This window comes from Arthrobacter sp. NPDC056691, from assembly GCF_042791415.1.
Lineage (GTDB): Bacteria > Actinomycetota > Actinomycetes > Actinomycetales > Micrococcaceae > Arthrobacter.
Genome location: NZ_JBHTXX010000009.1, coordinates 54218 through 77285 on the forward strand (window position 1 = coordinate 54218; position 23068 = coordinate 77285).

Consider the following 23068-nt stretch of genomic DNA (forward strand, 5'->3'; position numbering starts at 1 on the left):
TGGCCTTGTTTTCCATGGCCAGTTTGAAATACTGGCCTCATGTCCGGATCACTCACGCCCACCGCCCTCGCCCGTTTTCTGGGCCAGTGGCACCGCGGCAACGCTCCCGCCTACCGCGAGCTGGCCGACGTCGTCCGTCTTTTGGTCCTGGACGGACGCATCCCGCTGGGCACCGCGCTGCCCAGCGAGCGGACGCTGTCCGCGACGCTCGCCGTCAGCCGCACCACTGTGACGGCGGCGTATGCAAGCCTGCGCGAACAGGGGTTCCTGAGCAGCGGCCAGGGCACTCGCGGCCGCACGTGCCTGCCGCGGACGGCCTACACAGCAGGCCAGGAACGGGACTCCCGGGCGGCGTTATCGGGGGCGCCGGGCCTGGCTGTTCCCGACGGCGTCATCGACCTCGCGTATGCGTCGCTCCCGGCCAGCGGGGAGGCGGTCCACCAGTCCTTCGCCGCCGCCCTCACGGAGCTGCCCGCCCTGCTGCCGGGCTTCGGCTACGACGCCCTAGGCGTGCCGGCCCTTCGGGAGGCGATTGCCGGCCACTATGCCGACGCCGGCGTGCCCACCACGGCCAGCCAGATTCTGGTAACGTCCGGCGCGCAGCATGCCCTCAACGTCGCGCTGCGGGCGCTGGTCGGCAAACAGGACAGGGTCCTCGTGGAGCAGCCCACCTACCCGAACGCGCTGGACGCCATCCGCGCCACCGGCTGCCGCATGGTTCCGGTGCCCCTGCCGCCTGCGCCGGAGCGGGGCTGGGACCTGGACTCGACCGAGTCAGCCCTCGCGCAGCAGCGGCCCCGCATGTTCTACACGGTCCCGGATTTCCACAACCCCACCGGCCGGCTGATGCCCGACGCGCAGCGCCGCCGCCTGGTCCGCGCCGCTGCGGCGTCGGGCACTGTCCTGGTGGTGGATGAGACGCTCCGTGAGTTAAACCTCGACGGCGCCACGACGGCACCGCTGGCTTCCTTCAGCCCGGCCGTGGTGTCCATCGGATCGCTGAGCAAGTCCCACTGGGCGGGCATGCGCACCGGGTGGATCCGCGCGTCGGAGAGCCTGATTCAGCGGTTCGCGGCCGTCCGGACCACGATGGATCTGGGCGGTCCGGTGGTGGAGCAGCTTGCGGCGGCGCACCTGGTGCGGAACCTGGCCGACCCCCTGCCGGCCCGCCTGTCTGCGCTCCGGGAGAACCGGTCCGCGCTGCTGGAACTGCTGCAGGCGCACCTGCCGCAATGGGAGGCGGAACGGCCCGACGGCGGCCTGGCAGCCTGGTGCCGGCTGCCGTCACCCAGCAGCACGGCCCTGACCGTCATCGCCCCGGAGTTCGGCATCCGCCTTGCCGCCGGGCCGCGCTTTGGTGTGGGCGGGGTGTTCGAAAACTTCCTCCGCATTCCGTTCACCCTGCCGCCGGACCAGCTGGAGACCGCAGTCCTCGCGCTGCGGGCGGCCCAGGACAGGCTGGACGCCGCCCCGCAGCTCCGGCGGACACTGCGGGACTCGCCCGCCACCGCCATCGCCTGACTTGCGGTGGCGCCTAAGCTCCAGCGGGAGCGGATCTACCCGGCCGCCCAATGCGCTGCCGCGCCGTGTTGCTGCCCGGCCCGACGGCGACCTGCGCCGTAGCCTTGGCCAGGCCGAAGAGCGGCATCCCGTTGTAGATGGTTTCAATCCCCTCGGCAGGCACGTGGTACGTCTCATGCCACACGCCCACATCCCCTGAACCGGCCACCTCCTTCATGAACCGGCGCCAGGGCTCCAGGTGCGGTGACTCACGGTCTGCCGCGAACTTCTGCAGGTGCTCCGGGCTTTCCCAGTAGCTGACCATGACAGTCGTGCGCCCAAACCACTGCTCGCATCCCAGCATGCCCGACGCCGGGTTCCCGGCGAGGTGGCGGAGCATCCTGGGCATTGCCGCCGCAACCTTGGCCACGGTTCCCACCTTCCACCACCGGTTCGCACGCATGCCGATGAGGAAGACAGTCACAGACCCGCGCTGTACGTCCGCGGTAAAGCGGCCGGAATATACGTTCTGACTCATGGGGGTTCTCACTTCCGGAACGAAGTTCCCTGGAGAGTTGTTCGGGACATTTGCTGACCGCGTTTCATAACGCCGTTATGAAACGATGTTATGAAACAATGGGACCCATGGCAAGACCCGTACTGCACAACGACGCCCTCCGGCAGGAGCTTCTTGCCGCGACCGCCGATCTCGTCGCCAGGGAGGGGCCAGGCCGGGTGGCACTGCGCGACGTGGCAGCAGCCGCACAGACCTCCACCACCGCCATCTACTCGCTGTTCGGCGGGAAGTCGCAGCTCCTGACCGCAGTGATGGACCATGGATTCCGGTCCTTTCACGATTCCCAGGAAGCCGCCGCACCCGGCGGCCTCCGCGGCCTGGGCGTGGCGTACAGGACCTGGGCTTTGGAGCACCAGGCCCTGTACCGCCTGATGTTCGGCGGCGCCATGGCGGCCTACACCGAGTGTCAGCCGAGCCCCGAGGTCGCCGCTGGCGCCATGGCTCCGCTGGCTGAGGCCGTGGCATCGGCGCAGTCCGCCGGCACCCTCTTGCAGGTGCCCGTGGAAGCGGTGGCCACGGCTATCTGGGGACAGGTCCATGGCCTCGTAAGCCTGGAATTGGCGCGCGTCGGCCCGCCGGAAACCGACTGGCAGTCGGCGTATTCCGCGGCGCTGGACGCGATGATCCGGGGCTGGGCCGCCTGACCCGGGGGGTGTCCCTTGCCGTTTCGACGGTTCCCTGCGTGTTCGACGGCGCGGGCCGTCGAGTGGGCAGGGAACCGTCGAAGTGGGGGCGGGGAAGGCGGGATTCGGGCGCAAAGTAGAATGGACCGGTGATGCAATCCCCCCTTCCCGTGCGCGACGGCGTGAACGCGACCCGCCTGCGTCTCCCGGACGAGGGGCCCTGGGACACCGCAATGGACTACATGATGCACCGCTGGGGGCACATCGACCCCCAGGGCATCGAGGACCGGTTCGACGCCGGCGAGATCGTGGGCGAGGGCGGCATCCCCCTGCACCGCGGCACCAGGCTCGAGGACCACACCTTCATCTGGTACTACCGCACCCTCCCGCCGGAAACCCGGCTGCCCGTGGAGCTGAACATCCTGCACCAGGACGAGCACATCCTGGTGGTGGACAAGCCGCATTTCCTTCCGACCACCCCCGGCGGCACATACATCCAGGAATCGGCGCTGGTCCGGCTCAGGAACCAGCTGGACCTCCCGGACCTGATCCCGATGCACCGCCTGGACCGCATGACCGCGGGCATCCTCCTGCTCTCCACCAACCCCGAGACGCGGGGGAAGTACCAGGTGCTGTTCGAGAAGCGCCAGGTCCAGAAGGAATACGAGTGCGTGTCCGCAGCGGAACCGGCTGCCGGGCATCCCGCCGTCGACTTCCCGGTAGTGGTCCGCAATCGGATGACCAAGTCCCGCAGCTACCTTCTGGCGGAAGTCATCGACGGCGAGCCGAATGCGGAGACGCGCATCGACCTGCTGCGGACGTTCGACGGCGGTGCTGCCGGCGGCCAGACGGCCGCCGGAGCAGGACGCCTCGGCCTGTACCGGCTCGAACCGCACTCCGGGAAAACCCACCAGCTCCGCGTGCACATGGCCTCACTGGGGCTGGGCATCCTGCACGATTCGTTCTACCCCGAACTGCTGGACAAGGCACCCGACGACTACACCAAACCGCTGCAGCTGCTGGCACGCGGCATCCGGTTCGTGGACCCCATCACCAAGGCGGCCGTCGAGTACCGCAGCCGCCTCCAGCTGAGCGAAGTCCGCTAACCAGGCCGAAGTCCGCTAGGAAGCACCTTCAAGGACAGTCCGGAAGACCGCCACGGTTTCCGGGCTGAAGAGCACGAACTCCACCAGCTCCACGCCACCTTCCCCGGAACGGGCGGCATAGGACCGGACGGCGTCGAAGGCTATCTGCGCCACTTGGCGGGCGTCCCAGCCGTAAACCCCCGCGCTCACCGCGGGAAAGGCCAACGACCCGGCACCCAGGCCCTCGGCGACCCGCAGGCACTCGGTGAAACAGGACGCCAGCAGTGCCGGGTTGGTCTGCCCTGCGTGGCGGTTGGGCCCGACGGTGTGGATGATCCAGCGCGCCGGCAGCCCGAACCCGGGGGTGGCCACGGCAGCACCCACGGGCAGCCCGTCCCGGAGCGTCGTCGCCCTCAGCTCGCGGCAGGCGGCCAGCAGTTCAGGCCCAGCCGCGCGGTGAATCGCCCCGTCCACACCACCGCCGCCCAGCAGCGAGGAATTGGCCGCATTGACTACCGCGTCCACCGGCCGTCCGGTGATGTCACCCTCAACGATCTCCATCCGCATGCAGCCAGTGTGGCACTGTCCCGCGGCCAGTCGTAGGCCCGCCAGGCGGACAGGGTCCGCCGGGCGGACAGGGTCCGCCGGGCGGAGAGTCCTGCCACGTGGGGGCCATGCTCCCGGCGCGCTCCCCTTCCGTGTGCGGTACGTTGTGCAGATGGACTTCGGCAATCCGGACACGTGGAGCACCGCGATCTACTTCTGGATCGTTCCCGCTGTGCTCGGCGATGCCATCTTTCCGCCCATCCCGTCCGAGATGGTGCTGATCACGGGCGGTGCCCTGTCCGCCGAGGGCCGGGCCAACCTGTTCCTGGTCGGCCTCCTGTCCGCCACCGCATCGTGGCTGGGCGACATGGTGGTGTTCCAGCTGTTCAAGCGCAGGCTGAGCCATATCCTGGACCGCTGGACGTGGGGCCGGAAGGTCCACCGTGGCATCCACGAGGCCATCGCCAAGGCCGGCCGGTCCTCCGCCTACGGCACCATCATCGGCGCCCGGTTCATCCCCGGGGGCCGGCTTGCGACGTCAGCCGCCGCGGGCATCGCCGACGTCTCAACCCGGGGCTTCAGCCTGTGCGCCGGGCTGGGAGCGGTGCTGTGGGCGACATGGCTCGTGGGTCTCGGCTACTTCACGGGCTCCGCCACGCGGCTGCCCTTCTGGGCGAGTTCGCTGATCGGTGTTGCCGTTGGCCTGGTGATCGGTGCTGTCGTGGGCCTCATCGTCACCCGCCGGCGCGGCGACCGCTCCCCGGTGGACGAACCGGGCAGCGCCCCCGGGCCAGGCATGTAAGGTCCCGGCGCCCAAGCCTAAAAGCGCGCCCAAGCCTAAACGGGCGCCCAGCGGCCGCGGCTGCGGCGGAGCACCGAAAGTGAGCCTGTCAGCGCAACGCGTTCGACGGCGTCGCGCATCACGGCGGCCGACTCCCGGGCTGCACTGTTCTCACTGCTGTAGGCGGTGGCCTCCACGAGGAACCGCAGGTTCAGCTGCGGCACACCGCCGGCCAGTTCCAGCTGGTGTGACTCCACGTGGTGCCGCGACCGCAGCGACTCGACGGCGGTATCCATCACGGCTTCGGGAGGGTTGCCCGGCTTCAGCCCGGTGATCTTGAGTCTGGTCTGGAAGGACGGCATCCTCCCACCCTAGCGCCGGTTGCGTTTTGTCTGGCGCGAGCCTATCTTGGCAGGAAGGGGCGCGATTATGCACGAACTCTCCATCACGCAGGGCCTTATCGACGCCGTTCTCAACCGCACAGGCGAACGGACGGTCACGGCGGTCAACCTGAGGATCGGTCCCCTTTCCGGCGTACTGGCTGATGCCGTGCGCTTTTGTTTTGACGTGGCAACGGCGGGCACTCCGCTGGCCGGCGCGCGGCTGCAGATCGAGGAACCGCAGGGCCGGGGACGGTGCCGCAGCTGCCAGGACGAATTCAGCCTGAGCGATCTCATCCTGCTTTGCCCTTGCGGAAGCGCGGACGTCGAAGTCCTCGGCGGCCGTGAGCTGATGCTGATGTCCGTGGAGGTGGCATAGGACATGTGTACAACATGCGGTTGCGGCGATGACGCCGGCACCCGCATTTCAAACCTCGCAGGCGAACTGCAGGCGCCCGGGCAGGGGCACCCGCACAGCCATACGGACGAGCACGGGCGCACATACACACACGAGCACGCAGACTCCCATGAGCACCCCCACGTCCACGCTGACTCCCCCGACTACCACCACGGGGATGTCAACGGGCACCACCATGCGGATCCGGGCACGGAGACCATCGTGCTCGAACAGAACCTGCTGGCCAAGAACGACCTGCTGGCCGCCACAAACCGCGGCTGGCTTGCCGGCCGGGGAGTCCGTGCCTTCAACGTCATGAGTTCGCCGGGCGCTGGCAAGACCACCCTGCTGGTCCGCACTTTGACGGAGCTCGGCGGGCGCCTGAACGCAGGCGTGATCGAAGGGGACCAGGAGACGTCTCTCGACGCGGACCGCATCCGCGCCACCGGGCGCCCCGTCATCCAGATCAACACCGGAGCGGGCTGCCACCTCGACGCCGACATGCTGCAGCGCGGCCTTGATGCGCTGTCCCCGGAGCCGGGCTCCACGGTCTTCATTGAAAATGTGGGCAACCTCGTCTGCCCCGCGCTTTTTGACCTTGGCGAAACAGCCAGGGTGGTGATCGTCTCGGTTACGGAAGGTGATGACAAACCCCAGAAATACCCGCACATGTTCATGGCGGCCGACCTCGTCATCGTCAACAAGTCGGACCTGCTCCCCTACGTCGACTTCGACGTCGACGAGTGCCTGCGCCGCATCCGGCAGATCAATCCGCGGGCCGAATTCCTCACGCTGTCCGCCACCACCGGCGAAGGCCTCGCCGCCTGGTACGGCTGGCTCGATGGCGGCACCTCCTCCGCGGCGGCGCCGATCCCCGGGACAGCCCGGTCAGAACCCCTGACCGGCTCCCTGACAGAAGCACACTGAGCCCCGCAGGGGGCACTGAAAAGAGGCAACGATGCCTACGGAAACTTCCCTCAAGGCCGAAGAAGCCCTTATCCACGTGCTGTGGATCAACGCAGGGCTCAGTTGTGACGGCGACTCGGTGGCGCTGACCGCGGCCACCCAGCCGAGCGTCGAGGAAATCGCCCTCGGGGCGCTGCCCGGCCTGCCGAAGATCGCCATGCACTGGCCACTGATCGACTTTGAATGCGGCCCGCAGGAAGGGGCCGACGACTTCCTGGAATGGTTCCGCAAAGCGGACCGCGGCGAACTGGAACCGTTCGTGTTGGTGGTCGAGGGATCAATCCCCAACGAGAAACTCCACGACCCCGGCGGCTACTGGTGCGGGTTCGGCAACGACCTTGAGACCGGCCAGCCCATTACCACCAGCGAATGGCTGGACCGCCTGGCTCCCAAGGCCACGGCCATCATCGCCGCCGGAACCTGCGCAACCTACGGCGGCATTCACGCCATGGCGGGCAATCCGACCGGCGCCATGGGCGTGCCGGACTACCTGGGCTACGACTGGAAGTCCAAGGCCGGCATTCCCATCGTGTGCGTGCCCGGATGCCCGATCCAGCCTGACAACCTCTCCGAAACCATGACCTACCTGCTCTATCAGGCCACCGGCCAGGCACCGATGATTCCGCTGGATGAGGCACTGCGCCCCACGTGGCTGTTCGGCAAGACGGTCCACGAGGGCTGCGACCGGGCCGGCTACTACGAGCAGGGCGACTTCGCCACCGAGTACGGTTCCCCCAAGTGCATCGTCAAGCTCGGCTGCTGGGGTCCCGTGGTGAAGTGCAACGTGCCCAAGCGTGGCTGGATGAACGGCATCGGCGGCTGCCCCAACGTTGGCGGCATCTGCATCGGCTGCACCATGCCGGGCTTCCCGGACAAGTTCATGCCGTTCATGGACGAGCCTCCCGGCGGCAAGCTGTCCACCAGCACCATCCGCCCCTACGGCGCTGCCATCCGGACCCTGCGGGGCATCACGACGCACACGCTGGACCAGGAGCCCAAGTGGCGCCGGCCCGGACCCGAGCTCCTCACCGGGGCCCGGCGCACCTGGTAACCCACCCACTTCCAGACAGGCGAAGACAATGACGTCAACAATTCCCATGGGTTCCGGAAGCGGAACGGGTAACAACAACCTGGTGGAGATGAACTGGGACCCCATCACCAGGATCGTCGGCAGCCTCGGCATCTACACCAAGATCGACTTCGAGAACAACCAGGTCGCGGAATGCAAGAGCACGTCCTCGATCTTCCGCGGCTACTCCCTCTTCATGAAAGGCAAGGACCCGAGGGACGCGCACTTCATCACCAGCCGCATCTGCGGGATCTGCGGGGACAACCACGCCACCTGCTCCTGCTACACACAGAACATGGCCTACGGCGTCAAGCCCCCGAACCTGGGCGAATGGATCGTCAACCTGGGCGAGGCCGCCGAGTACATGTTCGACCACAACATCTTCCAGGAGAACCTCGTCGGCGTGGACTACTGCGAAAAGATGGTCTCCGAAACCAACCCCGGCGTCCTGGCCAAGGCGGAAAACACCAGGGCACCCCACGAGGCCGACCACGGCTACCGGACCATCGCCGACATCATGCGCTCGCTGAACCCGTTCACCGGCGAGTTCTACCGGGAAGCGCTGCAGGTCAGCCGCGCCACCCGTGAAATGTTCTGTCTCATGGAGGGCCGCCACGTCCACCCCTCCACGCTGTATCCGGGCGGCGTGGGAACAGTGGCCACCATCCAGCTGATGACGGACTACCTCACCCGCCTCATGCGCTACGTCGAGTTCATGAAGAAGGTCGTCCCGATGCACGACGACCTGTTCGACTTCTTCTACGAGGCCCTGCCCGGCTACGAGCAGGTGGGGCTGCGGCGGACGCTGCTGGGCTGCTGGGGTTCCCTGCAGGACCCGGACTACTGCAACTTCGAGTACAAGGACATGACCGAGTGGGGCCGGAAGATGTTCGTCACGCCGGGCGTGGTGGTGGACGGCAAGCTGGTCACCACCGACCTGGTCCGCATCAACCTGGGCCTGCGGATCATGCTCGGCTCGTCGTACTACGAGGACTGGGAAGGCCAGGAAATGTTCGTCACCCACGATCCGCTGGGTAACCCGGTGGACCGCAGGCACCCCTGGAACCAGCACACCAACCCGCGGCCGCAGAAGCGCGATCTTTCGGACAAGTACAGCTGGGTCATGTCACCGCGCTGGTTCGACGGACAGGACAACCTCGCCCTGGACACCGGCGGCGGCCCGCTGGCCCGGCTCTGGGCTACCGCGCTCGCCGGACTCGTGGACATCGGCTACCTCAAGGCCACCGGCAGGAGCGTGCAGATCAACCTGCCCAAGACCGCGCTGAAGGGACCCGTCACTTTCGAGTGGAACATCCCGCAGTGGAGCAACACGCTCGAACGCAACCGTGCCCGCACCTACTTCCAGGCTTACGCAGCGGCTGCCGCACTGCACTTCGCGGAAAAGGCGCTGGAGGAAATCCGGGCGGGCCGCACCAAGACGTGGGAAACATTCGAGGTCCCCGATGAAGGCATCGGCTGCGGTTTCACCGAGGCGGTCCGCGGTGTCCTGTCCCACCACATGGTGATCCGCGACGGCAAGATCGCCAACTATCACCCCTACCCGCCCACCCCCTGGAATGCCAGCCCCACCGATTCCAACGGCGTGGCCGGCCCGTACGAGGACGCGGTCCAGGGGCAGCCGATCTTCGAGGAGAACGACCGGGAGCACTTCAAGGGCATCGACATCATGCGCACCGTCCGCAGCTTCGATCCCTGTCTGCCGTGCGGTGTCCACATGTACCTGGGCAACGGGCAGACGCTGGACATGCTGCACTCCCCCACCCAGACCCTGACCGGCGAGTAGGCCATGCTCGGCGGGGACCGGCCGCCGCCGCAGAACGGCGACCAAATCGGCACACTCCTTGACGCGCTCGGCTCCGGCGGGGCGGTGGCGCGCGGCCGGGCCGAGGACCTGGTCCGGCAGGTCACAGACCTGTACGGGGCCGGACTGCAGCGGATCATGGAGATCCTGCAGGCCCAGGGAAAGCTCGACGACGGCACTCTGGAAGCGCTGACCGCGGACAGCCTGGTGGCCGGGCTCCTGGTGATCCACGGACTGCACCCCCATTCGATGGAGGCACGGGTGGCCGCGGCGCTGGACAGCGTCCGGCCCTACCTGGGCTCCCACGGCGGCGACGTGGAACTGGAAGGTATCAGCCCCGATGGCGTGGTGCGGCTCAAGCTGCTGGGCACCTGCCAGGGCTGCCCGTCGTCGTCCGTAACCCTCAAGTACGCCGTTGAGGAGGCCATCCAGAACGCAGCCCCCGAAGTGACGGCCATCGACGTCGTCGAGGCGGAAAAGCAGCCGGGCGCGCCGGCGCTGATTCCGGTGGATTCGCTGCTGGTCCGGGTGAACAATCCAGCGGGCGGCATGCCCGCAGAATCCTGGCACGACATGGCCGGCGGCACCTGGGAACCCGTTCCGGAGATTGCAGGGCTCGAACCCGGCGAGGTGGCGGGTTTCCTCGTCGGCGGCTATGCGGTGCTGGCCTGCCGGACAGGTCAGGACATCTACGCGTACCGCGATTACTGCCCGCGCTGCACCGGTTCGATGGCCGGCGCCGTGCTGCAGCGCGCCCTCGCGGCACCGGTTGGCGGAGGCCTGCTCACCTGCCCCACCTGCCGCGGCCACTATGACGTGCGGCGGGCCGGCGCCTGCCTCGAGGACAAAGGCCTGCACCTGGAGCCACTCCCGCTGCTGGTCCGGAACGGCGTGATGTCCGTGGCGGTCCCGACGGTGTCCGTGCAGGCCCCACCGCTCCCGGTTCCACCGGTACCGGCGGCCCCGGCAGCCGTCACGCCGGTGCAGGCACTCCCGCTGGTTACACCGGCAGGGCTGGACGTTCCGGCGCGGCGCGGACCGGCAGACCGCATGCCGGAACCTGCGGTGTCCGTGCCGGCGGTGTCTGTGCCGGCGGCGTCGGTGCCCACCCCGGCACCGGCAGCCGGCATGGCCCACGAACTGCAGGCAGCCGCGGGACAGGACCGCTGAGATGGACATGAAGATGAACGTGGGAAACGGAGGAGGTACAGGGCGCGGTGCGGGGACCGGCCAGGCCAGCGGCGCCTTGCCGGTAGCCCTGTTGCGGCGGATTTCCGCGAACCGGCCCGCCCCCGCCGCCGGGGAATGCTGCGAAATGTGCGGCGAACCGATCCCCGACGCGCACCAGCACGTGGTGGACCTGGAGAGCCACGCGATGTTGTGCACCTGCCGGCCCTGCTACCTCCTCTTCACCGACGAGGCCGCGCACATGCGCTACCGCTCGGTGCCTGACCGGTACCTCTCCTTCCCCGGCTTCGATCTCGGCCCGGGGCAGTGGGACGAACTGGAAATCCCGGTGGGCCTCGCATTCTTCTTCCGCAGCTCCAAACTCAGCCGCACGGTGGCGTTCTACCCGGGCCCGGCCGGAGCCACGGAGTCGGAGCTTCCCCTCGCCGCCTGGGACGCCGTGCTGGCCTGCAACCCGGGCCTCGGCCTCGCGGCGCCGGACACCGAAGCCCTGCTGATCCGCGGCCCTGGTCCGGGCAAGGCCGCCGACTGCCACCTCGTTCCGGTGGACGCCTGCTACGAGCTGGTGGGCCGGCTGCGCCGCCTCTGGCGGGGGTTCGACGGCGGCCAGGAGGCACGCGATGAGCTCGCCGCCTTCTTCGACCGGATCGGCCGCCGCAGTGTTCCGGCCCCGGCAGGTTCCGCCAGTGCGGGTTCCGCCAGCACGGCGTCCGGCAGCGCGGCGTCCGGCAGCGCGGCAGGCGGCAACGCGTCCGGCAGGGGAGGCTTCCGGTGACCGAACTTTCCTTCGCCGTGCTGGAGATACGGCCCGAACCCTACGCCGCCGCCCCGCAGCTGACGGCCAGGCTGCAGGTGGCGGAGGCCACCGGAGCCGTGGTGCACGCGCTGGCCCTGCGCTGCCAGGTCCGGATCCTGCCGCAGCGCCGCGGCTACGCGCCCGAGGAGGAGACGGGCCTGCTGGACCTCTTCGGCGAGCGCGGCCGCTGGCCCACCACGCTCAAGTCGTTCCTCTGGATGCAGTGCAGCACCATGGTGCAGGGGTTCACGGGCAGCACCGAGGTGGACCTCCCGCTGCCCTGCACCTTCGATTTCGACGTGGCCGCCGCCAAGTACCTGCACGCCCTGGGCGATGGCGAGATACCGCTGGAGCTGCTGTTCTCCGGCACCGTGTTCACCAAGGGGCAGACGGGGTTCACGGTGGAACAGGTGCCTTGGGACCTTGAGGCGTCCTACCCGCTGCCGGTCGCGGCCTGGCGCAGCCTGATGGACCAGTACTTCCCCAACGCCGGATGGATCCGCCTGGATCGCGACGTCCTGGCGGCGCTGGCCCGGTACAAGTCCGGACGGGGCCTCACGTCCTGGGAAGCCACGATGGAGAAACTGCTCGCCCAGGCCACCGCCGATGTGTCCGGGGAACGGCCATGAACACCAGCCTGGCCCTTGCCCGTGCCGTCGCAGACGCCGTCCTCTACGAGGGCTATCTGCTCTACCCCTACCGTGCCTCCTCCCAGAAGAACCGGGCCCGCTGGCAGTTCGGGATCCTGGGTCCCCCGGGCGCCGCGGCGGACGGCAGCGGTGAGGAACCCTCCATGTCCGCCGACTGCCTGCTTGCCCCGGGAGCCCTGACCGGGCTGGAAATCCACTTCCGCTTCCTGCAGCTGCAGACGCGGACGGCGGAAAAAGCGGACGACGGCGGTGGGTTCAGTCCTGTGGACAGCCTCGCCGTGGGCGGTGCGAACTGGCTGAGCTGGGACGAGGCAGTTGAGCAGGAAAAAGTGTTCGGCCCCTTCTCCGTGTCCCAGCTCCGGGCAGGACAGGTCGTACCGGTGGACGTTCCGGCGGGACTCGACGTCGAGGAACTCAAGGACGGCGCCGGGAGGCCGGCCGGCCGACTGGTGCGCCGCCGTCGTGCCCTCCGCGGTGAACTGCGGCTCAACGCCGCCGAAGATTCCGGCGGGCTGCTGCGGCTCAGCGTCACCGCGGCAAACACGGCCGAACTAATACCCGCCGCTACAGTGCCAGCCGGTCCCCTGCCGGCCGGGAACCGGCAGGGCGCCATTGCGGCCTCCTTCATCGGGGCGCACTTGCTGCTGAGCGTGCGGGACGGGGATTTCGTCTCCCTGCTGGACCCGCCCGGGTGGGCGCAGCGGGCAGCCGGGCTGTGTTCCCAGCACCGCTGCTGGCCCGTGCTGGCCGGCCCCGAAGGCCAGACGGACGTGCTGCTGATCTCGCCCATCATTCTCTATGACCACCCCGCCGTCGCCCCGGAAAGTTCGGTGGCACTGTACGACTCCACCGAGATCGACGAGATCCTCACGTTACGGGTGCTGACGCTCACCGATGAGGAAAAGGCCGAGGCGCGGGCGACGGACCCGCGGGCCGCCGCCGTCATTGACCGCTGCGAGGCGATGTCGCCGGAGGACCTCCAGCGGCTGCACGGGGCCCTGCGGAGCCCGCACGCGTTCGCCGCGGATCCCGCCGGGGTTTGGACCACGGCCGGCCAGGACATTCCCTGGTGGAATCCCGAGGCGGAGGCCAGCGTGCGGCCTGACCAGGACGCCGTCGTGATCAACGGCGTCGCGGTGGCGCGCGGGAGCCGCGTGCGCGTGCACCCGAAGCGGCGCGCCGACGCCCAGGACCTGTTCTTCGGCGGGCAGACCGGGCGGGTCACCAGCGTGCATTTCGACGTCGACGGCAGCACCCACGTCGGGCTCGTCCTTGAGCAGGATCCGGCGGCCGATCTCCATGAGGGCTACGGCCGGTCCTTCTACTACGCCCCCGACGAACTCGAACCGCTGGAGGGAAAGGAAACCCCGCAATGAAGGCAATAGGAATGGCCACTGTTTCAGTGCTGGCAGCGATGGCCCTCTGGGGCATCTACGTCGGAATCCGCTCGGTTCCCGACATCAAGCGCTACATGAAAGTGCGGCGGATGTGACCGGCGGCGGCGTCCTCGTGGCCGGCGTGGGGAACATGTTCCTGCACGACGACGGCTTCGGCCCCGAGGTGGCGCGGCACCTGGCCACCCAGCCGCGGCCGCTGGCCCCCGGCGTTCGCGTGATGGACTACGGCATCCGGGGCATGCACCTGGCCTACGACCTTCTGGCCGGCGTCGACATCCTTGTCCTCGTGGACACGGTGCCCGCCGACGGGAAGTCAGCCCCAGGCAGCATCCGCGTGCTGCAGGTCAATGAGGCGGACCTGGACGGCCGGGCGGTGCTCGATCCCCACGGCATGGACCCGGCGGCGGTGCTGGGCCGGCTTCGGTCCATGGGTGGCAGCCTGCCTGCAACCTATGTGGTGGGCTGCGTCCCCGCCGACCTGTCCGAAGGCATCGGTCTCTCGGCAGCAGTGGCCACTGCCGTGCCCAAGGCCGCCGCCGCCGTCGGGTCCCTGCTCGGCCAGCACTCTTCCACTCCAAACCGGTCTTCCACTTCCAAGTAAGGCGGTGTCCCTCCATGTGCCTCGGAATCCCCGGCAGGGTCGTTGAAGTCCTCGAGGGCTACGGCGGCCAGCTCGCCCTCGTCGATGTGGCCGGAGTGCAGCGGAAGATCAACATCGGGCTGCTCGATGAGGGGCCGCTCGACCCCGGCACCTGGGTCCTGATCCACATGGGCTTCGCGCTGGAACGGGTCGACGCCGCGGGCGCGGAACAGGCCATGGAAGGCCTGGAACTGATGGGCCGCCCGGCAGATCCCGGGACCGGGTCGGCGCCGCAGTCACCTTAACCGCAGGATTGGTGGTCAGTGCTCCAGCGCTATGGCCGCGCCGCGGTGCTCCACGCCGCTGTTGGCAATCCGGAGGTGCCGCGCCGTAAAGTGCTTGAGCTGCTGCAACTGGTGCGCCGAGAGCCTGTCGCACACCCAGTCCCAGTGCAGCGAGACGACGTCGCCCACGGCCAGCCCCGCCACGAAGCCGGTTCCGTTCACGGCGAACTTGGCCGTCTCCACTGCAGGTTCGCCAATGTCCAGGGCTGCGCCGTCCCAGACCAGCGGCCGGGACTGCACCACGGCGTCGTCGCCGGTTATTGCGAGCACCTGCCCCCAGCGGATCCGGCACCTGTCCAGCACGTTCAGCGCGGTGGCGTGCCGCCGTTCGTCGCGGAGCAGGCCCAGCCACGGATAGATCTCGAACACGTGGAAGCTGTGGTGCGGGACCCCGCCCGCCAGGACGCCTTCCACCAGGTGCGGGAACTGCCGCCCGGTGCGGGCCCGGAACCGGTCCTCCATGGAATTGCCGAGGTTGGTGATGCCCACGGTATCCAGCAGGCTGTTGCCCACCCAATAGGCCTCCACCACGCGGGCGTCCAGCGGGTCGGCAATGCCGTGCGCCCCTGCGATCAGCTCGAGGTAGGGCCACGCGCCGGCGAAGCCCCTGGCCAGTTCGCGAAGCCCCTGGTCCGTGACGCCGGACTGCCCGTAGTGCAGCAGGGCGTCGCTGTCCGGCGGCCCGCAGCTGCCGCGTGAATTCGGCGGATAGGCATAGCGGACGAACAACTGGGCACCATCGACAACCATGGCGTGGCCACCTTCTGCAAGCGTCCTTCTGAAAGTAGCACCGGGCCTTTCCGCCGACAAGGGACGGCCCGCCGTCGGCAATTCCCGGAACGCCGGCGAAGGCGTTGACAGCCCTGCCCGTGAAGCGGATGCTGTGAAGACCCACTCGCAGGGAGTCAACGATGACAGCTGCAGACCTAAACCGCCGCGCCGCCCTACAGGTGCTCATGGCAGGCGGCTCCGCCGCCCTGCTGGCCGGATGCGGCGCATCCGGCACCGCCCCGCCGTCGTCCCCTCCGGGCGGCACCAACAGCATCAGCCTCACGGACCAGCGCGGCAGGACCCTGACCTTCGCCCGGCCGGTGGCCCGGGTGGTGACCATTCCAATGCCGTCGGCGTCCCTGCTGGTGGCCGTCGACCGCAGCGCCGACCATCTCGCGGCCATGCACAACGCCTCCTGGGTGGCCATGCGCGACGGCATCATGGGCACCATGTTTCCCGCCGCCCTGGACCTCCCGCACGACATCGCCACCCAGGACTTCACCGCAAACGTTGAAAGCATCCGGGCCCTCAACCCGGATGTGGTGGTCCAGTGGTCGGACGCGCAGCTCATCGAGCCCCTGGAGAAGGCGGGACTCCAGGTCCTGGGGTTGAAGAACTCCGGCACACAGGAGGACGTGGACGCGTGGGTGGCCATGTTCGCCGCCATGCTCGGCAAGCCAGAACGTGCCACCGAACTCAAAACCCGCAGCGACCGCGAGCTTGCCGAGGTCAAATCCCTGGCGGCCGGGCGCGCGTCCAAAGGGCCGAGCATCCTGTACTTCAACCGCTTCACCGGCGGACTCAAGGTTGCCGGCGCCAAGAGCTACAACGACTTCTACATCAAACTGGTGGGCGGCTCCAACCCGCCCACCGGCAAGGATCCGCTGACCGGTACCGGCATGGTGGGCGTGGACATCGAGCAGGTCCTGCGCTGGGATCCCGAGGTGATCCTGCTGGGCAACTTCGACGCCGCAATGCCGCAGGACATCTACTCGGACCCGGTGTGGCAGAACGTGTCCGCGGTCCGCGCCAAGCGTGTCTACAAGGTCCCGCTGGGTGGCTACCGCTGGGATCCGCCCGGGCAGGAGTCGGCGCTCATGTGGCACTGGCTGGGCGACATCGCCTTTCCCCGGGAGAAGTCGGCGGTGCGGGACAAGGCTTCCGAATACTTCAGGTTCCTGTACAACCACGAGCTCACGGCCAAAGAACTGGACAAGATTCTCTGGACCGCGGAGAACGGGCAGTCCGCCAACTACCGGCAGTTCAATGCTTGATGAGGCCGGTTCCCCGCGCCTGGGCAGGCGGCTGCGGACCGCGCCGCCGGCACTGCCGCGGGCAGGCCCCGCTGCCGCCGCCGGAACGGGAGAACGACGGCGGGAACCCGCCGTCGTTCTCCCCATCGCCTTGACTGCCTGCTTACTTGCCGCGGTGGCGGTGCTGGCCCTGGCCGTGGGCCGGTACAGCGTGCCCCTGGACCACGTGGTCCAGATCCTGGCCGGGCAACTCGCCCCGATCCCGGTCCAAGCCAGCGGGACCGAACAGAACGTGGTGCTGCTGGTCCGGCTGCCCCGGGTCCTGCTCGCCTTGCTGGTGGGCGGCGGCCTGGCAATCGGCGGCGCCGCGCTGCAGGCGATTTTTCGCAACCCCCTGGTCAGCCCAGAGATCATCGGGGTCTCCGCGGGTGCGTCGTTCGGCGGTGCCCTGGCCCTGCTGCTCGGCCTCGGTTCGTTTCTTCTGGTGGGCGGCTCCTTTGCCTGCGGGCTGCTGGCCCTCGGGACCCTGTTCCTGATCACATCCGGCCGCGCGGGGACGCCGATGCTTATGATCGTGCTCGGCGGGGTGGTCACGGGATCCTTCTTTTCGGCTCTGGTCGCCCTCGTGACCTACATCGCGGACCCCAACACCACGCTGCCCGCCATCGTCTTCTGGCTGCTGGGCAGCGTCTCCTCAGCCACCTTCGCCAAAGTCGCGGTAGCCCTGGTCCCCGTGCTGGGCGGAGCCGCCGTCCTCGTGGCGCTGCGGTGGCGGATCAACGTGCTGTCCCTCGGCGACGAGGACGCGGCCGCCCTGGGGGTACGCCCCCGCCCGCTCCGGTGGGTGGTGCTGGTGGCCGTGGCACTGATCGTGGCCGGGGCCGTGGCGGTCAGCGGCGCCGTCAGCTGGGTGGGCCTGGTGATCCCGCACCTTGCCCGGATGTGGGTGGGACCGGACCACCGCGTCCTGCTGCCCGTTTCCTTCCTGCTCGGCGGGGCCTATATCGTCCTGGTGGACACCATCGCCCGCACCGCCACCGCCGGGGAGATCCCGCTCGGCGTCCTCACCGCCCTGATCGGCGCGCCGGTGTTCTTCCTGCTCCTGCGCCGGAACCGGGAGAAGGTCTGGGACAATGCTTGAACTCGACGGCGTGGGCTTCGGTTACCCGTCCCGGGACTGGGTGTTCCGCGGCGTCAGCTTCCGCGTGCCGCCGGGAACGGCCACCGCCGTGCTGGGTCCCAACGGGAGCGGCAAAACCACGCTGGTGCGCTGCGCCGCCGGGTTGCTGGAACCACAGGAGGGCACCGTCCGGCGGAGTGAAAGCGCGGGCTATGTGCCGCAGGCCCACGGCAGCGCCTTTGCCTACCGGGCGCTGGACATGGTCCTGATGGGGCGGGCACGGCACGTTGGCGTGTTCCGGACGCCCGGACCCTCCGACCATGACGCAGCGCTCGAGGCGATGGAGCGGGTGGGCGCGGCCGGGCTGCGGGACCGGCGTTTTCCCACCCTCAGCGGCGGCGAGCAGCAGCTGATCCTGATCGCCCGGGCGATAGCCGCCGGCTCGCCCATTCTGGTGCTGGACGAGCCCGCCACCGGCCTGGACCTCAAGAACCAGGCCCGCGTCCTGACGCTGCTGCGTGAACTGATGGCCGGCGGCATGGCCCTGCTCCTGAGCACCCACCATCCCGACCACGCCCTGCACCTTGCCGACCGCGTGGTCCTGCTGGGCCGCTCGGGCGTGCGGACAGGCCCGGCCGCGGAGCTGCTGACAGACGCCCAGCTGTCAGCCCTCTACGGGGTGCGGGTGAGCACCGTGGCCTACTCCGACGGCGGCCCCGGCTCGCCCGTTCCCCCAGGCTCCGCTAAGTCCCCCGTCTCCGCCAATTCCCCCGACACCGCTAACAGGACGACCCGCCGGACCATCGTGGTGCACTACGGCAGTTGACGCTTCCTCACCTTTCGCACCCATTCCACCAACGCTTCCTCACGTCCTGCAGGCTTTTCACCGACGCCCCCTCAGGTCCTGCCGCCTCGAACCAGACGCTTCCGCAGATCCCGCCGCCCGAACCAGACGCTTCCGCAGATCCTGCCGCCCGAATCCACAAGCCCTCCCGCACGGCGTGCGGAAGCGTCCGGAACAACCCAACCAAACGTGAGGAAGCGTCCGGGACGACCCAACCAAACGTGAGGAAGCGTCCGGGAAAAATCTGCGGGACGTGAGGGAGCGTTGAGTGGTTACCCCGTGTTGCGGAGGCCTGCTGCCACACCGTTGACGGTGATGAGCATGGCACGCTGCAGGCGCTCGTCGATCTCGCCACCGGAAATGCTGGCACCTTCTGCCCGCACGCGGCGAAGCAATTCCACCTGGAGGTAGCTGATCGGGTCGAGGTACTGGTCGCGGATTTCCAGGGACCGTTTGAGCGTGGGCTGGGCGTCCAGGAGCACGATCTCGCCGGTGAGGTTCTGAATCTCGGCCACGGTAAGTTCGTATTCGTCCCGGATCGCACGGAAGAGGTGGTGCAGCTCCTCCGGGACCAGGGTGTCAACGTAGTATCCGGCAATCTCCATATCCGTCTTGGCGAGGGTCATCTCCACGTTGGACAGCACCGAGCGGAAGAAGTGCCAGCCGTGCATCATCTCCACGAGCTGGGCAGAGTTGCCTGCTTCCCGTGCCGCCTTCAGCCCGGAGCCGACGCCGAACCAGCCCGGCACGATCTGCCGCGACTGGGTCCAGCCGAACACCCACGGGATGGCGCGCAGGCCACCCAGCCCCGCACCGGAGTCCGGTCGCTTGGACGGGCGGGAGCCGATGTTCAGCGAACCAAGCTGCTCCACCGGCGTCGAGGCCAGGAAGTACGCCGGCAGGTCCGGGTGGTCGATGAGGCCGCGGTAGCGGGCAAACGCGGCGTCGGAGATGGTCTCCATGACGTGGCCGAACCGCTCGCGCTGGTCGTCCGAGGTGCGCGGCGTGCGGTGCAGCGCGGACCCCTGCAGCACGGCGGCGAGGGACAGCTCAAGGTTTTCGCGGGCCAGCTCCGGCAGGGAGTACTTGTCGGAGATGACCTCGCCCTGTTCGGTGAACTTGATTTCACCTTCGAGGACACCGTTCGGCTGCGCCATGATGGCGTCGTAGGTGGGTCCGCCGCCGCGGCCCACGGAACCGCCGCGGCCGTGGAACAGGCGCACTCGGACCCCGTGCTTGGTGGCGATGTCGCGCAGCTTGCGCTGGGTTTTGTGGATTTCCCACTGGCTGGTCATCACGCCGGATTCCTTGTTGGAGTCCGAGTAGCCGAGCATGACTTCCTGGACGTCCCCGCGCAGCCGGACCAGCTCGCGGTAGGACGGGTCGGACAGCAACTGGTCGACGATCTCCGCCGAGGCGCGCAGCTCCTCGACTGTTTCCAGCAGCGGCGCGAAGCCGATCTTAGCGTAGGGGGCATCTCCGAAAAGGCTGACCAGTCCGGCCTCGCGCGCCAGGACGGCGGCGGCCAGGACGTCGTCGGCGCCGCGGGTCATGGAGATGATGTAGGTTTCGATGACGTCCGGGCCGTAGGTGCGCAGGGCGCGGCGGATCTCCCGGAAGACGTCGTACGTGCCGTCAGCGGCGCCGTCGAGCCTGATCGGGTGTCCGGACAGCGGACGGCGGGAGGCGAGTTCGGCGCTCAGCACCTCGAGCCGCTCTTCCCGGGTCAGTTCGGCATACCGGATGCCGGGACCGCCGAGACGGTCCATGAGCTGTCCGACGGCGTCGTGGTGGTGGTCTGCGTGCTCGCGGATGTCGAGGGTGGCCAGGTGGAGGCCGAAGGACGCGATGGCGCGGCGGACCCGGGCCAGCGCGCCGTCGGCCACGAGGGACGCCGAGTGGTTGCGCAGGGACAGTTCCAGCAGCTCGAGTTCCCCGATGAGCTCCTCGGTGGAGGTGTAGTCGCGGCCCGGCTGGTGCTTGGATCCGGAGGCGACCCGCTTGCCGGTGTTGATGAGCTTGGCCTTGATGCACGTCAGCTTCAGCCGGTAGGGCTCCTGGGCGTTAAGTTCCAGGATGCGGCGGTCCAGGCCGGGCAGTTTCGCGAGGTCGGCGTCGATCGAGTCGAGCAGTGCTTGGTCCGCGCCGGCGAGGGCCGTGGAGTTGGACAGGATCGAGATGAGCTCGTCGAGCATGGCGATGCTGATCCGCACCGCGTTCTGGTTCTGGAGCTGCAGGATCTCATGGGTCACGGCCGCGGTGACGTTGGGGTTGCCGTCGCGGTCACCGCCGATCCAGGAACCAAACCGGATCGGGGCGTTCTGGGCCGGCAGCGCAACGCCGTGATCGCCGAGGAGTTCCGAGAATTCCGTGAGCATCTCCGGCAGCGCGTCCGTCAGGATGCTGTTGAGGTAGTAGATGGCGTTGCGGGCCTCGTCCACCGGAGTGGGCCGGACCTGGCGCAGTTCGTCCGTCTGCCACATCTGGTCGATCATTTCGGACAGCTGGCGGTCCTGCCGGCGCCGGGCGCTGGTGCCCTCCTCGGTGGGCTGGGCCAGCACGTCCGAGAGCTTGCGGATCTTGTCCAGCACGGAACGGCGGGAGGCCTCGGTGGGGTGCGCGGTGAAGATCGGGCGCACATCCAGTTCGTTGACGACCTCCTGCAGCACCGCCGGGCCGGCCTGCCCCGCGATGTCCTCGACAGCCTTGGCCAGCCAGCCGTCTTTCTCCTGCCGGGTGCGCAGCCGGCGGACCCGGTGGACCTGCTCGGCGGCGTTGGCGAGGTGGAAGTAGAAGGCGAAGGCGCGGACCAGGTCGGTCGCCTGCTCGAGCGGCAGGGAGGCGAGCAGTTCGCGGACCTGGGCAACGACGTCGTGCGCGCTCCACGGGCCGGTGGCATCCGCGCCGCCCCGGGCGGCTTCCTTGGATTCCTTCGTCAGCAGGCGCACCTGCTCCACGAGGTCAAGGAGTTCGGGGCCGTGCTGGCGGACCAGGGATTCGCCCAGCAGGGTGGAGACCCGGCGTACGTCGGCGCGAAGTTCGGCGGCGAGATCTGTTTCGGAATTCATTGCAGTGTCAGCCATGGAAACTATCTTTCGAGTGTTTGACTTTGGCTCGTACACTGCGCTGGATACTGTGAGCCGGGTTACTGTTCCTATGGGATGTTACCCGCAGCCGGCCGAACCCCGGGAATATGTCTCAGATACCGTCGGGCCCTTGAACCGGAGCGGCCGGTCGCTTTATTTAGGACGCTCCATCTGCGACATGGCCCCGGATCGGGCGGGAACAGGGCCCTTCACCTAGGCTACGCCGGCCGCGCGTCCGGCGGCAGTGGGCGGGTTCCGGCAACCTCCCGGCAACGCACTGGCGCCGGAATCCGGCGTCCGGAATGAAGCAGCACAGCCCGCAGTTGACCCCATGGCCGGCCACGCACCGGTTGCAACACACAGCACCGTTGGAGGACACATGAGCACCACCGCAGACGCCCAGCTCGAGCGCTGGCGCCGCTTCCGCAAAGGCCGCACCACCGCCCTCGCGGCCGAACATGGCTGGCTCACCCTCACATCGTTCCAGTGGCTGGAAACCGGGCCGGCCGCCGTCGACCTCGTCCCCGGGCTCTGGTCAGCGGACGGTACGACGGCGGCAATCACCGCGTCACCGTCCGACGGACTGACGCTCGTGGAGACCGGGGAACCGGTGGACGGGACTGTCACCGCACGGCTCGCGGACGAAGAGTCGCTGATGTGGGTGCAGTTCGGCGGCGCGGACGGCCGGCAGGTAGTGGTGGAACTGGCGATGCGCGCGGACAGGTATGCGGTCCGCACCCGGGATTCCCAGTCGCCGGTGTTCACCGAGTTCGACGGCGTGCCCACCTTCGATTTCCGGCCCGACCTCGCGGTGGAGGCCATGTTCGAGGCCTACCGTGAGCCCGTGGATGTGCCCATTTCCACGGCAAACCCGCTGGTGGACGGGGTGCACCGCAGCGTCGGCGAACTGGTGTTCCGGCTGCCCGGCAAGGACCACGAGTACCGGCTCCAGGCCGAAGAGGAGAAGCTCGGCGCCCTGACCGTCACATTCCACGACGAGACGAACGGCGACTCGACCGACGAGTGGCGCAAGGTGTCCACCGCACGCCCGCGGCCGGACGGCTCCGTGGTCCTGGACTTCAACCGTGCCATCAACTATCCCAGCGCCTTCACGCCATACGGCACCTGCCCCATGCCGGTGCGGAACAACAGCCTCGACGCCAGGATCGAGGCCGGGGAAAAACAGCCCGCCTCCTGAGCGCGAACGGTCAAGCGCGAACTGGCAGGTAATACCCTCAAAACGGAGATGCGCGGGTATTACCTGCCAGTTCGCGCTTCCCTCTGGCCGGGCAG

24 protein-coding genes are annotated in these 23068 nt (G+C 68.5%); 19 read left to right on the forward strand and 5 right to left on the reverse strand.

Annotation, left to right across the window (positions count from 1 at the left end; all coding sequences use genetic code 11):
• Positions 1–39: 39 nt before the first annotated feature.
• Entirely contained in the window at positions 40–1521 is a 1482-nt protein-coding gene (locus tag ACFRAU_RS09795; protein WP_377999765.1) for a PLP-dependent aminotransferase family protein, read from the forward strand.
• 13 nt (positions 1522–1534) lie between these two features.
• Here the strand turns inward: ACFRAU_RS09795 and ACFRAU_RS09800 are convergent, their stop codons facing one another.
• The gene (locus tag ACFRAU_RS09800) at positions 1535–2038 is read right to left on the reverse strand and encodes a DUF4188 domain-containing protein (RefSeq protein ID WP_377999766.1); all 504 of its coding nucleotides are present in this window, start codon (positions 2036–2038) and stop codon (positions 1535–1537) included.
• Positions 2039–2145: 107 nt separating this feature from the next.
• On the opposite strand from ACFRAU_RS09800, the gene ACFRAU_RS09805 reads away from it, so the two are divergent.
• Positions 2146–2721 carry a TetR-like C-terminal domain-containing protein gene (locus tag ACFRAU_RS09805; protein ID WP_377999767.1) on the forward strand — a complete coding sequence of 192 codons (576 nt, stop codon included), beginning with the start codon at positions 2146–2148 and terminating at the stop codon, positions 2719–2721.
• Between the two features lie 131 nt (positions 2722–2852).
• The gene (locus ACFRAU_RS09810) at positions 2853–3806 is read left to right on the forward strand and encodes an RluA family pseudouridine synthase (RefSeq protein ID WP_377999833.1); all 954 of its coding nucleotides are present in this window, start codon (positions 2853–2855) and stop codon (positions 3804–3806) included.
• A 15-nt stretch (positions 3807–3821) separates the two neighbouring features.
• Here ACFRAU_RS09810 and ACFRAU_RS09815 read toward each other — a convergent pair whose 3' ends face one another.
• Positions 3822–4352 carry an O-acetyl-ADP-ribose deacetylase gene (locus ACFRAU_RS09815; protein WP_377999768.1) on the reverse strand — a complete coding sequence of 177 codons (531 nt, stop codon included), beginning with the start codon at positions 4350–4352 and terminating at the stop codon, positions 3822–3824.
• 151 nt (positions 4353–4503) lie between these two features.
• Between ACFRAU_RS09815 and ACFRAU_RS09820 the strand changes: the two genes are divergently transcribed.
• Positions 4504–5133, forward strand: a complete 630-nt coding sequence (locus ACFRAU_RS09820) for a DedA family protein (RefSeq protein WP_377994527.1) — start codon at positions 4504–4506, stop codon at positions 5131–5133.
• Positions 5134–5168: 35 nt separating this feature from the next.
• On the opposite strand, the gene ACFRAU_RS09825 is transcribed toward ACFRAU_RS09820, so the two are convergent.
• Positions 5169–5474 carry a hypothetical protein gene (locus ACFRAU_RS09825; protein WP_377999769.1) on the reverse strand — a complete coding sequence of 102 codons (306 nt, stop codon included), beginning with the start codon at positions 5472–5474 and terminating at the stop codon, positions 5169–5171.
• 67 nt (positions 5475–5541) lie between these two features.
• Here ACFRAU_RS09825 and ACFRAU_RS09830 point away from each other — a divergent pair, with 67 nt between their 5' ends.
• From ACFRAU_RS09830 to ACFRAU_RS09880, 11 genes are read left to right on the forward strand one after another with little or no spacing between them, the layout of a single operon-like run.
• Positions 5542–5871 carry a hydrogenase maturation nickel metallochaperone HypA gene (locus ACFRAU_RS09830; protein WP_377999770.1) on the forward strand — a complete coding sequence of 110 codons (330 nt, stop codon included), beginning with the start codon at positions 5542–5544 and terminating at the stop codon, positions 5869–5871.
• Between the two features lie 3 nt (positions 5872–5874).
• Positions 5875–6816, forward strand: a complete 942-nt coding sequence (gene hypB, locus ACFRAU_RS09835) for a hydrogenase nickel incorporation protein HypB (RefSeq protein WP_377999771.1) — start codon at positions 5875–5877, stop codon at positions 6814–6816.
• Positions 6817–6847: 31 nt separating this feature from the next.
• Complete coding sequence (locus ACFRAU_RS09840; RefSeq protein ID WP_377994523.1) at positions 6848–7906, forward strand: hydrogenase expression protein HypE; 1059 nt, start codon at positions 6848–6850, stop codon at positions 7904–7906.
• 28 nt (positions 7907–7934) lie between these two features.
• Positions 7935–9728 carry a nickel-dependent hydrogenase large subunit gene (locus ACFRAU_RS09845; protein WP_377999772.1) on the forward strand — a complete coding sequence of 598 codons (1794 nt, stop codon included), beginning with the start codon at positions 7935–7937 and terminating at the stop codon, positions 9726–9728.
• Positions 9729–9731: 3 nt separating this feature from the next.
• Positions 9732–10916 carry a NifU family protein gene (locus ACFRAU_RS09850; RefSeq protein ID WP_377999773.1) on the forward strand — a complete coding sequence of 395 codons (1185 nt, stop codon included), beginning with the start codon at positions 9732–9734 and terminating at the stop codon, positions 10914–10916.
• Between the two features lies 1 nt (position 10917).
• Complete coding sequence (locus tag ACFRAU_RS09855) at positions 10918–11709, forward strand: DUF5947 family protein (protein WP_377999774.1); 792 nt, start codon at positions 10918–10920, stop codon at positions 11707–11709.
• Positions 11706–12359 carry a DUF6084 family protein gene (locus ACFRAU_RS09860; protein WP_377994519.1) on the forward strand — a complete coding sequence of 218 codons (654 nt, stop codon included), beginning with the start codon at positions 11706–11708 and terminating at the stop codon, positions 12357–12359. Before ACFRAU_RS09855 ends, ACFRAU_RS09860 begins: the two co-directional genes overlap by 4 nt.
• Entirely contained in the window at positions 12356–13756 is a 1401-nt protein-coding gene (locus ACFRAU_RS09865) for a hypothetical protein (protein ID WP_377999775.1), read from the forward strand. Before ACFRAU_RS09860 ends, ACFRAU_RS09865 begins: the two co-directional genes overlap by 4 nt.
• An 11-nt stretch (positions 13757–13767) precedes the next feature.
• Positions 13768–13872, forward strand: a complete 105-nt coding sequence (locus tag ACFRAU_RS09870; protein ID WP_377994517.1) for a DUF6893 family small protein — start codon at positions 13768–13770, stop codon at positions 13870–13872.
• Positions 13869–14378 carry a hydrogenase maturation protease gene (locus ACFRAU_RS09875; protein ID WP_377994516.1) on the forward strand — a complete coding sequence of 170 codons (510 nt, stop codon included), beginning with the start codon at positions 13869–13871 and terminating at the stop codon, positions 14376–14378. The genes ACFRAU_RS09870 and ACFRAU_RS09875 overlap by 4 nt, the downstream gene beginning before the upstream one ends.
• A 14-nt stretch (positions 14379–14392) precedes the next feature.
• The gene (locus ACFRAU_RS09880; protein ID WP_377999776.1) at positions 14393–14662 is read left to right on the forward strand and encodes a HypC/HybG/HupF family hydrogenase formation chaperone; all 270 of its coding nucleotides are present in this window, start codon (positions 14393–14395) and stop codon (positions 14660–14662) included.
• Positions 14663–14677: 15 nt separating this feature from the next.
• Here ACFRAU_RS09880 and ACFRAU_RS09885 read toward each other — a convergent pair whose 3' ends face one another.
• Positions 14678–15451 carry a DUF6390 family protein gene (locus ACFRAU_RS09885; RefSeq protein ID WP_377999777.1) on the reverse strand — a complete coding sequence of 258 codons (774 nt, stop codon included), beginning with the start codon at positions 15449–15451 and terminating at the stop codon, positions 14678–14680.
• A gap of 161 nt (positions 15452–15612) precedes the next feature.
• Between ACFRAU_RS09885 and ACFRAU_RS09890 the strand changes: the two genes are divergently transcribed.
• From ACFRAU_RS09890 to ACFRAU_RS09900, 3 genes are read left to right on the forward strand one after another with little or no spacing between them, the layout of a single operon-like run.
• Positions 15613–16746, forward strand: a complete 1134-nt coding sequence (locus ACFRAU_RS09890) for an ABC transporter substrate-binding protein (RefSeq protein ID WP_377999778.1) — start codon at positions 15613–15615, stop codon at positions 16744–16746.
• Positions 16739–17866 (forward strand): FecCD family ABC transporter permease, encoded by a 1128-nt coding sequence (locus ACFRAU_RS09895; RefSeq protein WP_377999779.1) that lies wholly within the window; start codon positions 16739–16741, stop codon positions 17864–17866. The genes ACFRAU_RS09890 and ACFRAU_RS09895 overlap by 8 nt, the downstream gene beginning before the upstream one ends.
• Positions 17859–18671: an ABC transporter ATP-binding protein gene (locus tag ACFRAU_RS09900; RefSeq protein WP_377994508.1), complete on the forward strand. Its 813-nt coding sequence runs from the start codon at positions 17859–17861 to the stop codon at positions 18669–18671. Before ACFRAU_RS09895 ends, ACFRAU_RS09900 begins: the two co-directional genes overlap by 8 nt.
• Positions 18672–18961: 290 nt before the next feature.
• On the opposite strand, the gene ppc is transcribed toward ACFRAU_RS09900, so the two are convergent.
• Positions 18962–21772, reverse strand: a complete 2811-nt coding sequence (gene ppc / locus ACFRAU_RS09905) for a phosphoenolpyruvate carboxylase (protein WP_377999780.1) — start codon at positions 21770–21772, stop codon at positions 18962–18964.
• A 382-nt stretch (positions 21773–22154) separates the two neighbouring features.
• On the opposite strand from ppc, the gene ACFRAU_RS09910 reads away from it, so the two are divergent.
• The gene (locus ACFRAU_RS09910; RefSeq protein WP_377999781.1) at positions 22155–22973 is read left to right on the forward strand and encodes a DUF1684 domain-containing protein; all 819 of its coding nucleotides are present in this window, start codon (positions 22155–22157) and stop codon (positions 22971–22973) included.
• Positions 22974–23068: the final 95 nt, after the last annotated feature.

Excerpts from the sequence above, each read along its gene's own strand:
- ACFRAU_RS09795 (WP_377999765.1), top strand. The coding sequence starts at position 40 with ATGTCCGGATCACTCACGCCCACCGCCCTCGCCCGTTTTCTGGGCCAG.
- ACFRAU_RS09800 (WP_377999766.1), bottom strand. The coding sequence starts at position 2,038 with ATGAGTCAGAACGTATATTCCGGCCGCTTTACCGCGGACGTACAGCGC.
- ACFRAU_RS09805 (WP_377999767.1), top strand. The coding sequence starts at position 2,146 with ATGGCAAGACCCGTACTGCACAACGACGCCCTCCGGCAGGAGCTTCTT.
- ACFRAU_RS09810 (WP_377999833.1), top strand. The coding sequence starts at position 2,853 with ATGCAATCCCCCCTTCCCGTGCGCGACGGCGTGAACGCGACCCGCCTG.
- ACFRAU_RS09815 (WP_377999768.1), bottom strand. The coding sequence starts at position 4,352 with ATGCGGATGGAGATCGTTGAGGGTGACATCACCGGACGGCCGGTGGAC.
- ACFRAU_RS09820 (WP_377994527.1), top strand. The coding sequence starts at position 4,504 with ATGGACTTCGGCAATCCGGACACGTGGAGCACCGCGATCTACTTCTGG.
- ACFRAU_RS09825 (WP_377999769.1), bottom strand. The coding sequence starts at position 5,474 with ATGCCGTCCTTCCAGACCAGACTCAAGATCACCGGGCTGAAGCCGGGC.
- ACFRAU_RS09830 (WP_377999770.1), top strand. The coding sequence starts at position 5,542 with ATGCACGAACTCTCCATCACGCAGGGCCTTATCGACGCCGTTCTCAAC.
- hypB (WP_377999771.1), top strand. The coding sequence starts at position 5,875 with ATGTGTACAACATGCGGTTGCGGCGATGACGCCGGCACCCGCATTTCA.
- ACFRAU_RS09840 (WP_377994523.1), top strand. The coding sequence starts at position 6,848 with ATGCCTACGGAAACTTCCCTCAAGGCCGAAGAAGCCCTTATCCACGTG.
- ACFRAU_RS09845 (WP_377999772.1), top strand. The coding sequence starts at position 7,935 with ATGACGTCAACAATTCCCATGGGTTCCGGAAGCGGAACGGGTAACAAC.
- ACFRAU_RS09850 (WP_377999773.1), top strand. The coding sequence starts at position 9,732 with ATGCTCGGCGGGGACCGGCCGCCGCCGCAGAACGGCGACCAAATCGGC.
- ACFRAU_RS09855 (WP_377999774.1), top strand. The coding sequence starts at position 10,918 with ATGGACATGAAGATGAACGTGGGAAACGGAGGAGGTACAGGGCGCGGT.
- ACFRAU_RS09865 (WP_377999775.1), top strand. The coding sequence starts at position 12,356 with ATGAACACCAGCCTGGCCCTTGCCCGTGCCGTCGCAGACGCCGTCCTC.
- ACFRAU_RS09870 (WP_377994517.1), top strand. The coding sequence starts at position 13,768 with ATGGCCACTGTTTCAGTGCTGGCAGCGATGGCCCTCTGGGGCATCTAC.
- ACFRAU_RS09880 (WP_377999776.1), top strand. The coding sequence starts at position 14,393 with ATGTGCCTCGGAATCCCCGGCAGGGTCGTTGAAGTCCTCGAGGGCTAC.
- ACFRAU_RS09885 (WP_377999777.1), bottom strand. The coding sequence starts at position 15,451 with ATGGTTGTCGATGGTGCCCAGTTGTTCGTCCGCTATGCCTATCCGCCG.
- ACFRAU_RS09890 (WP_377999778.1), top strand. The coding sequence starts at position 15,613 with ATGACAGCTGCAGACCTAAACCGCCGCGCCGCCCTACAGGTGCTCATG.
- ACFRAU_RS09895 (WP_377999779.1), top strand. The coding sequence starts at position 16,739 with ATGCTTGATGAGGCCGGTTCCCCGCGCCTGGGCAGGCGGCTGCGGACC.
- ACFRAU_RS09900 (WP_377994508.1), top strand. The coding sequence starts at position 17,859 with ATGCTTGAACTCGACGGCGTGGGCTTCGGTTACCCGTCCCGGGACTGG.
- ppc (WP_377999780.1), bottom strand. The coding sequence starts at position 21,772 with ATGGCTGACACTGCAATGAATTCCGAAACAGATCTCGCCGCCGAACTT.
- ACFRAU_RS09910 (WP_377999781.1), top strand. The coding sequence starts at position 22,155 with ATGAGCACCACCGCAGACGCCCAGCTCGAGCGCTGGCGCCGCTTCCGC.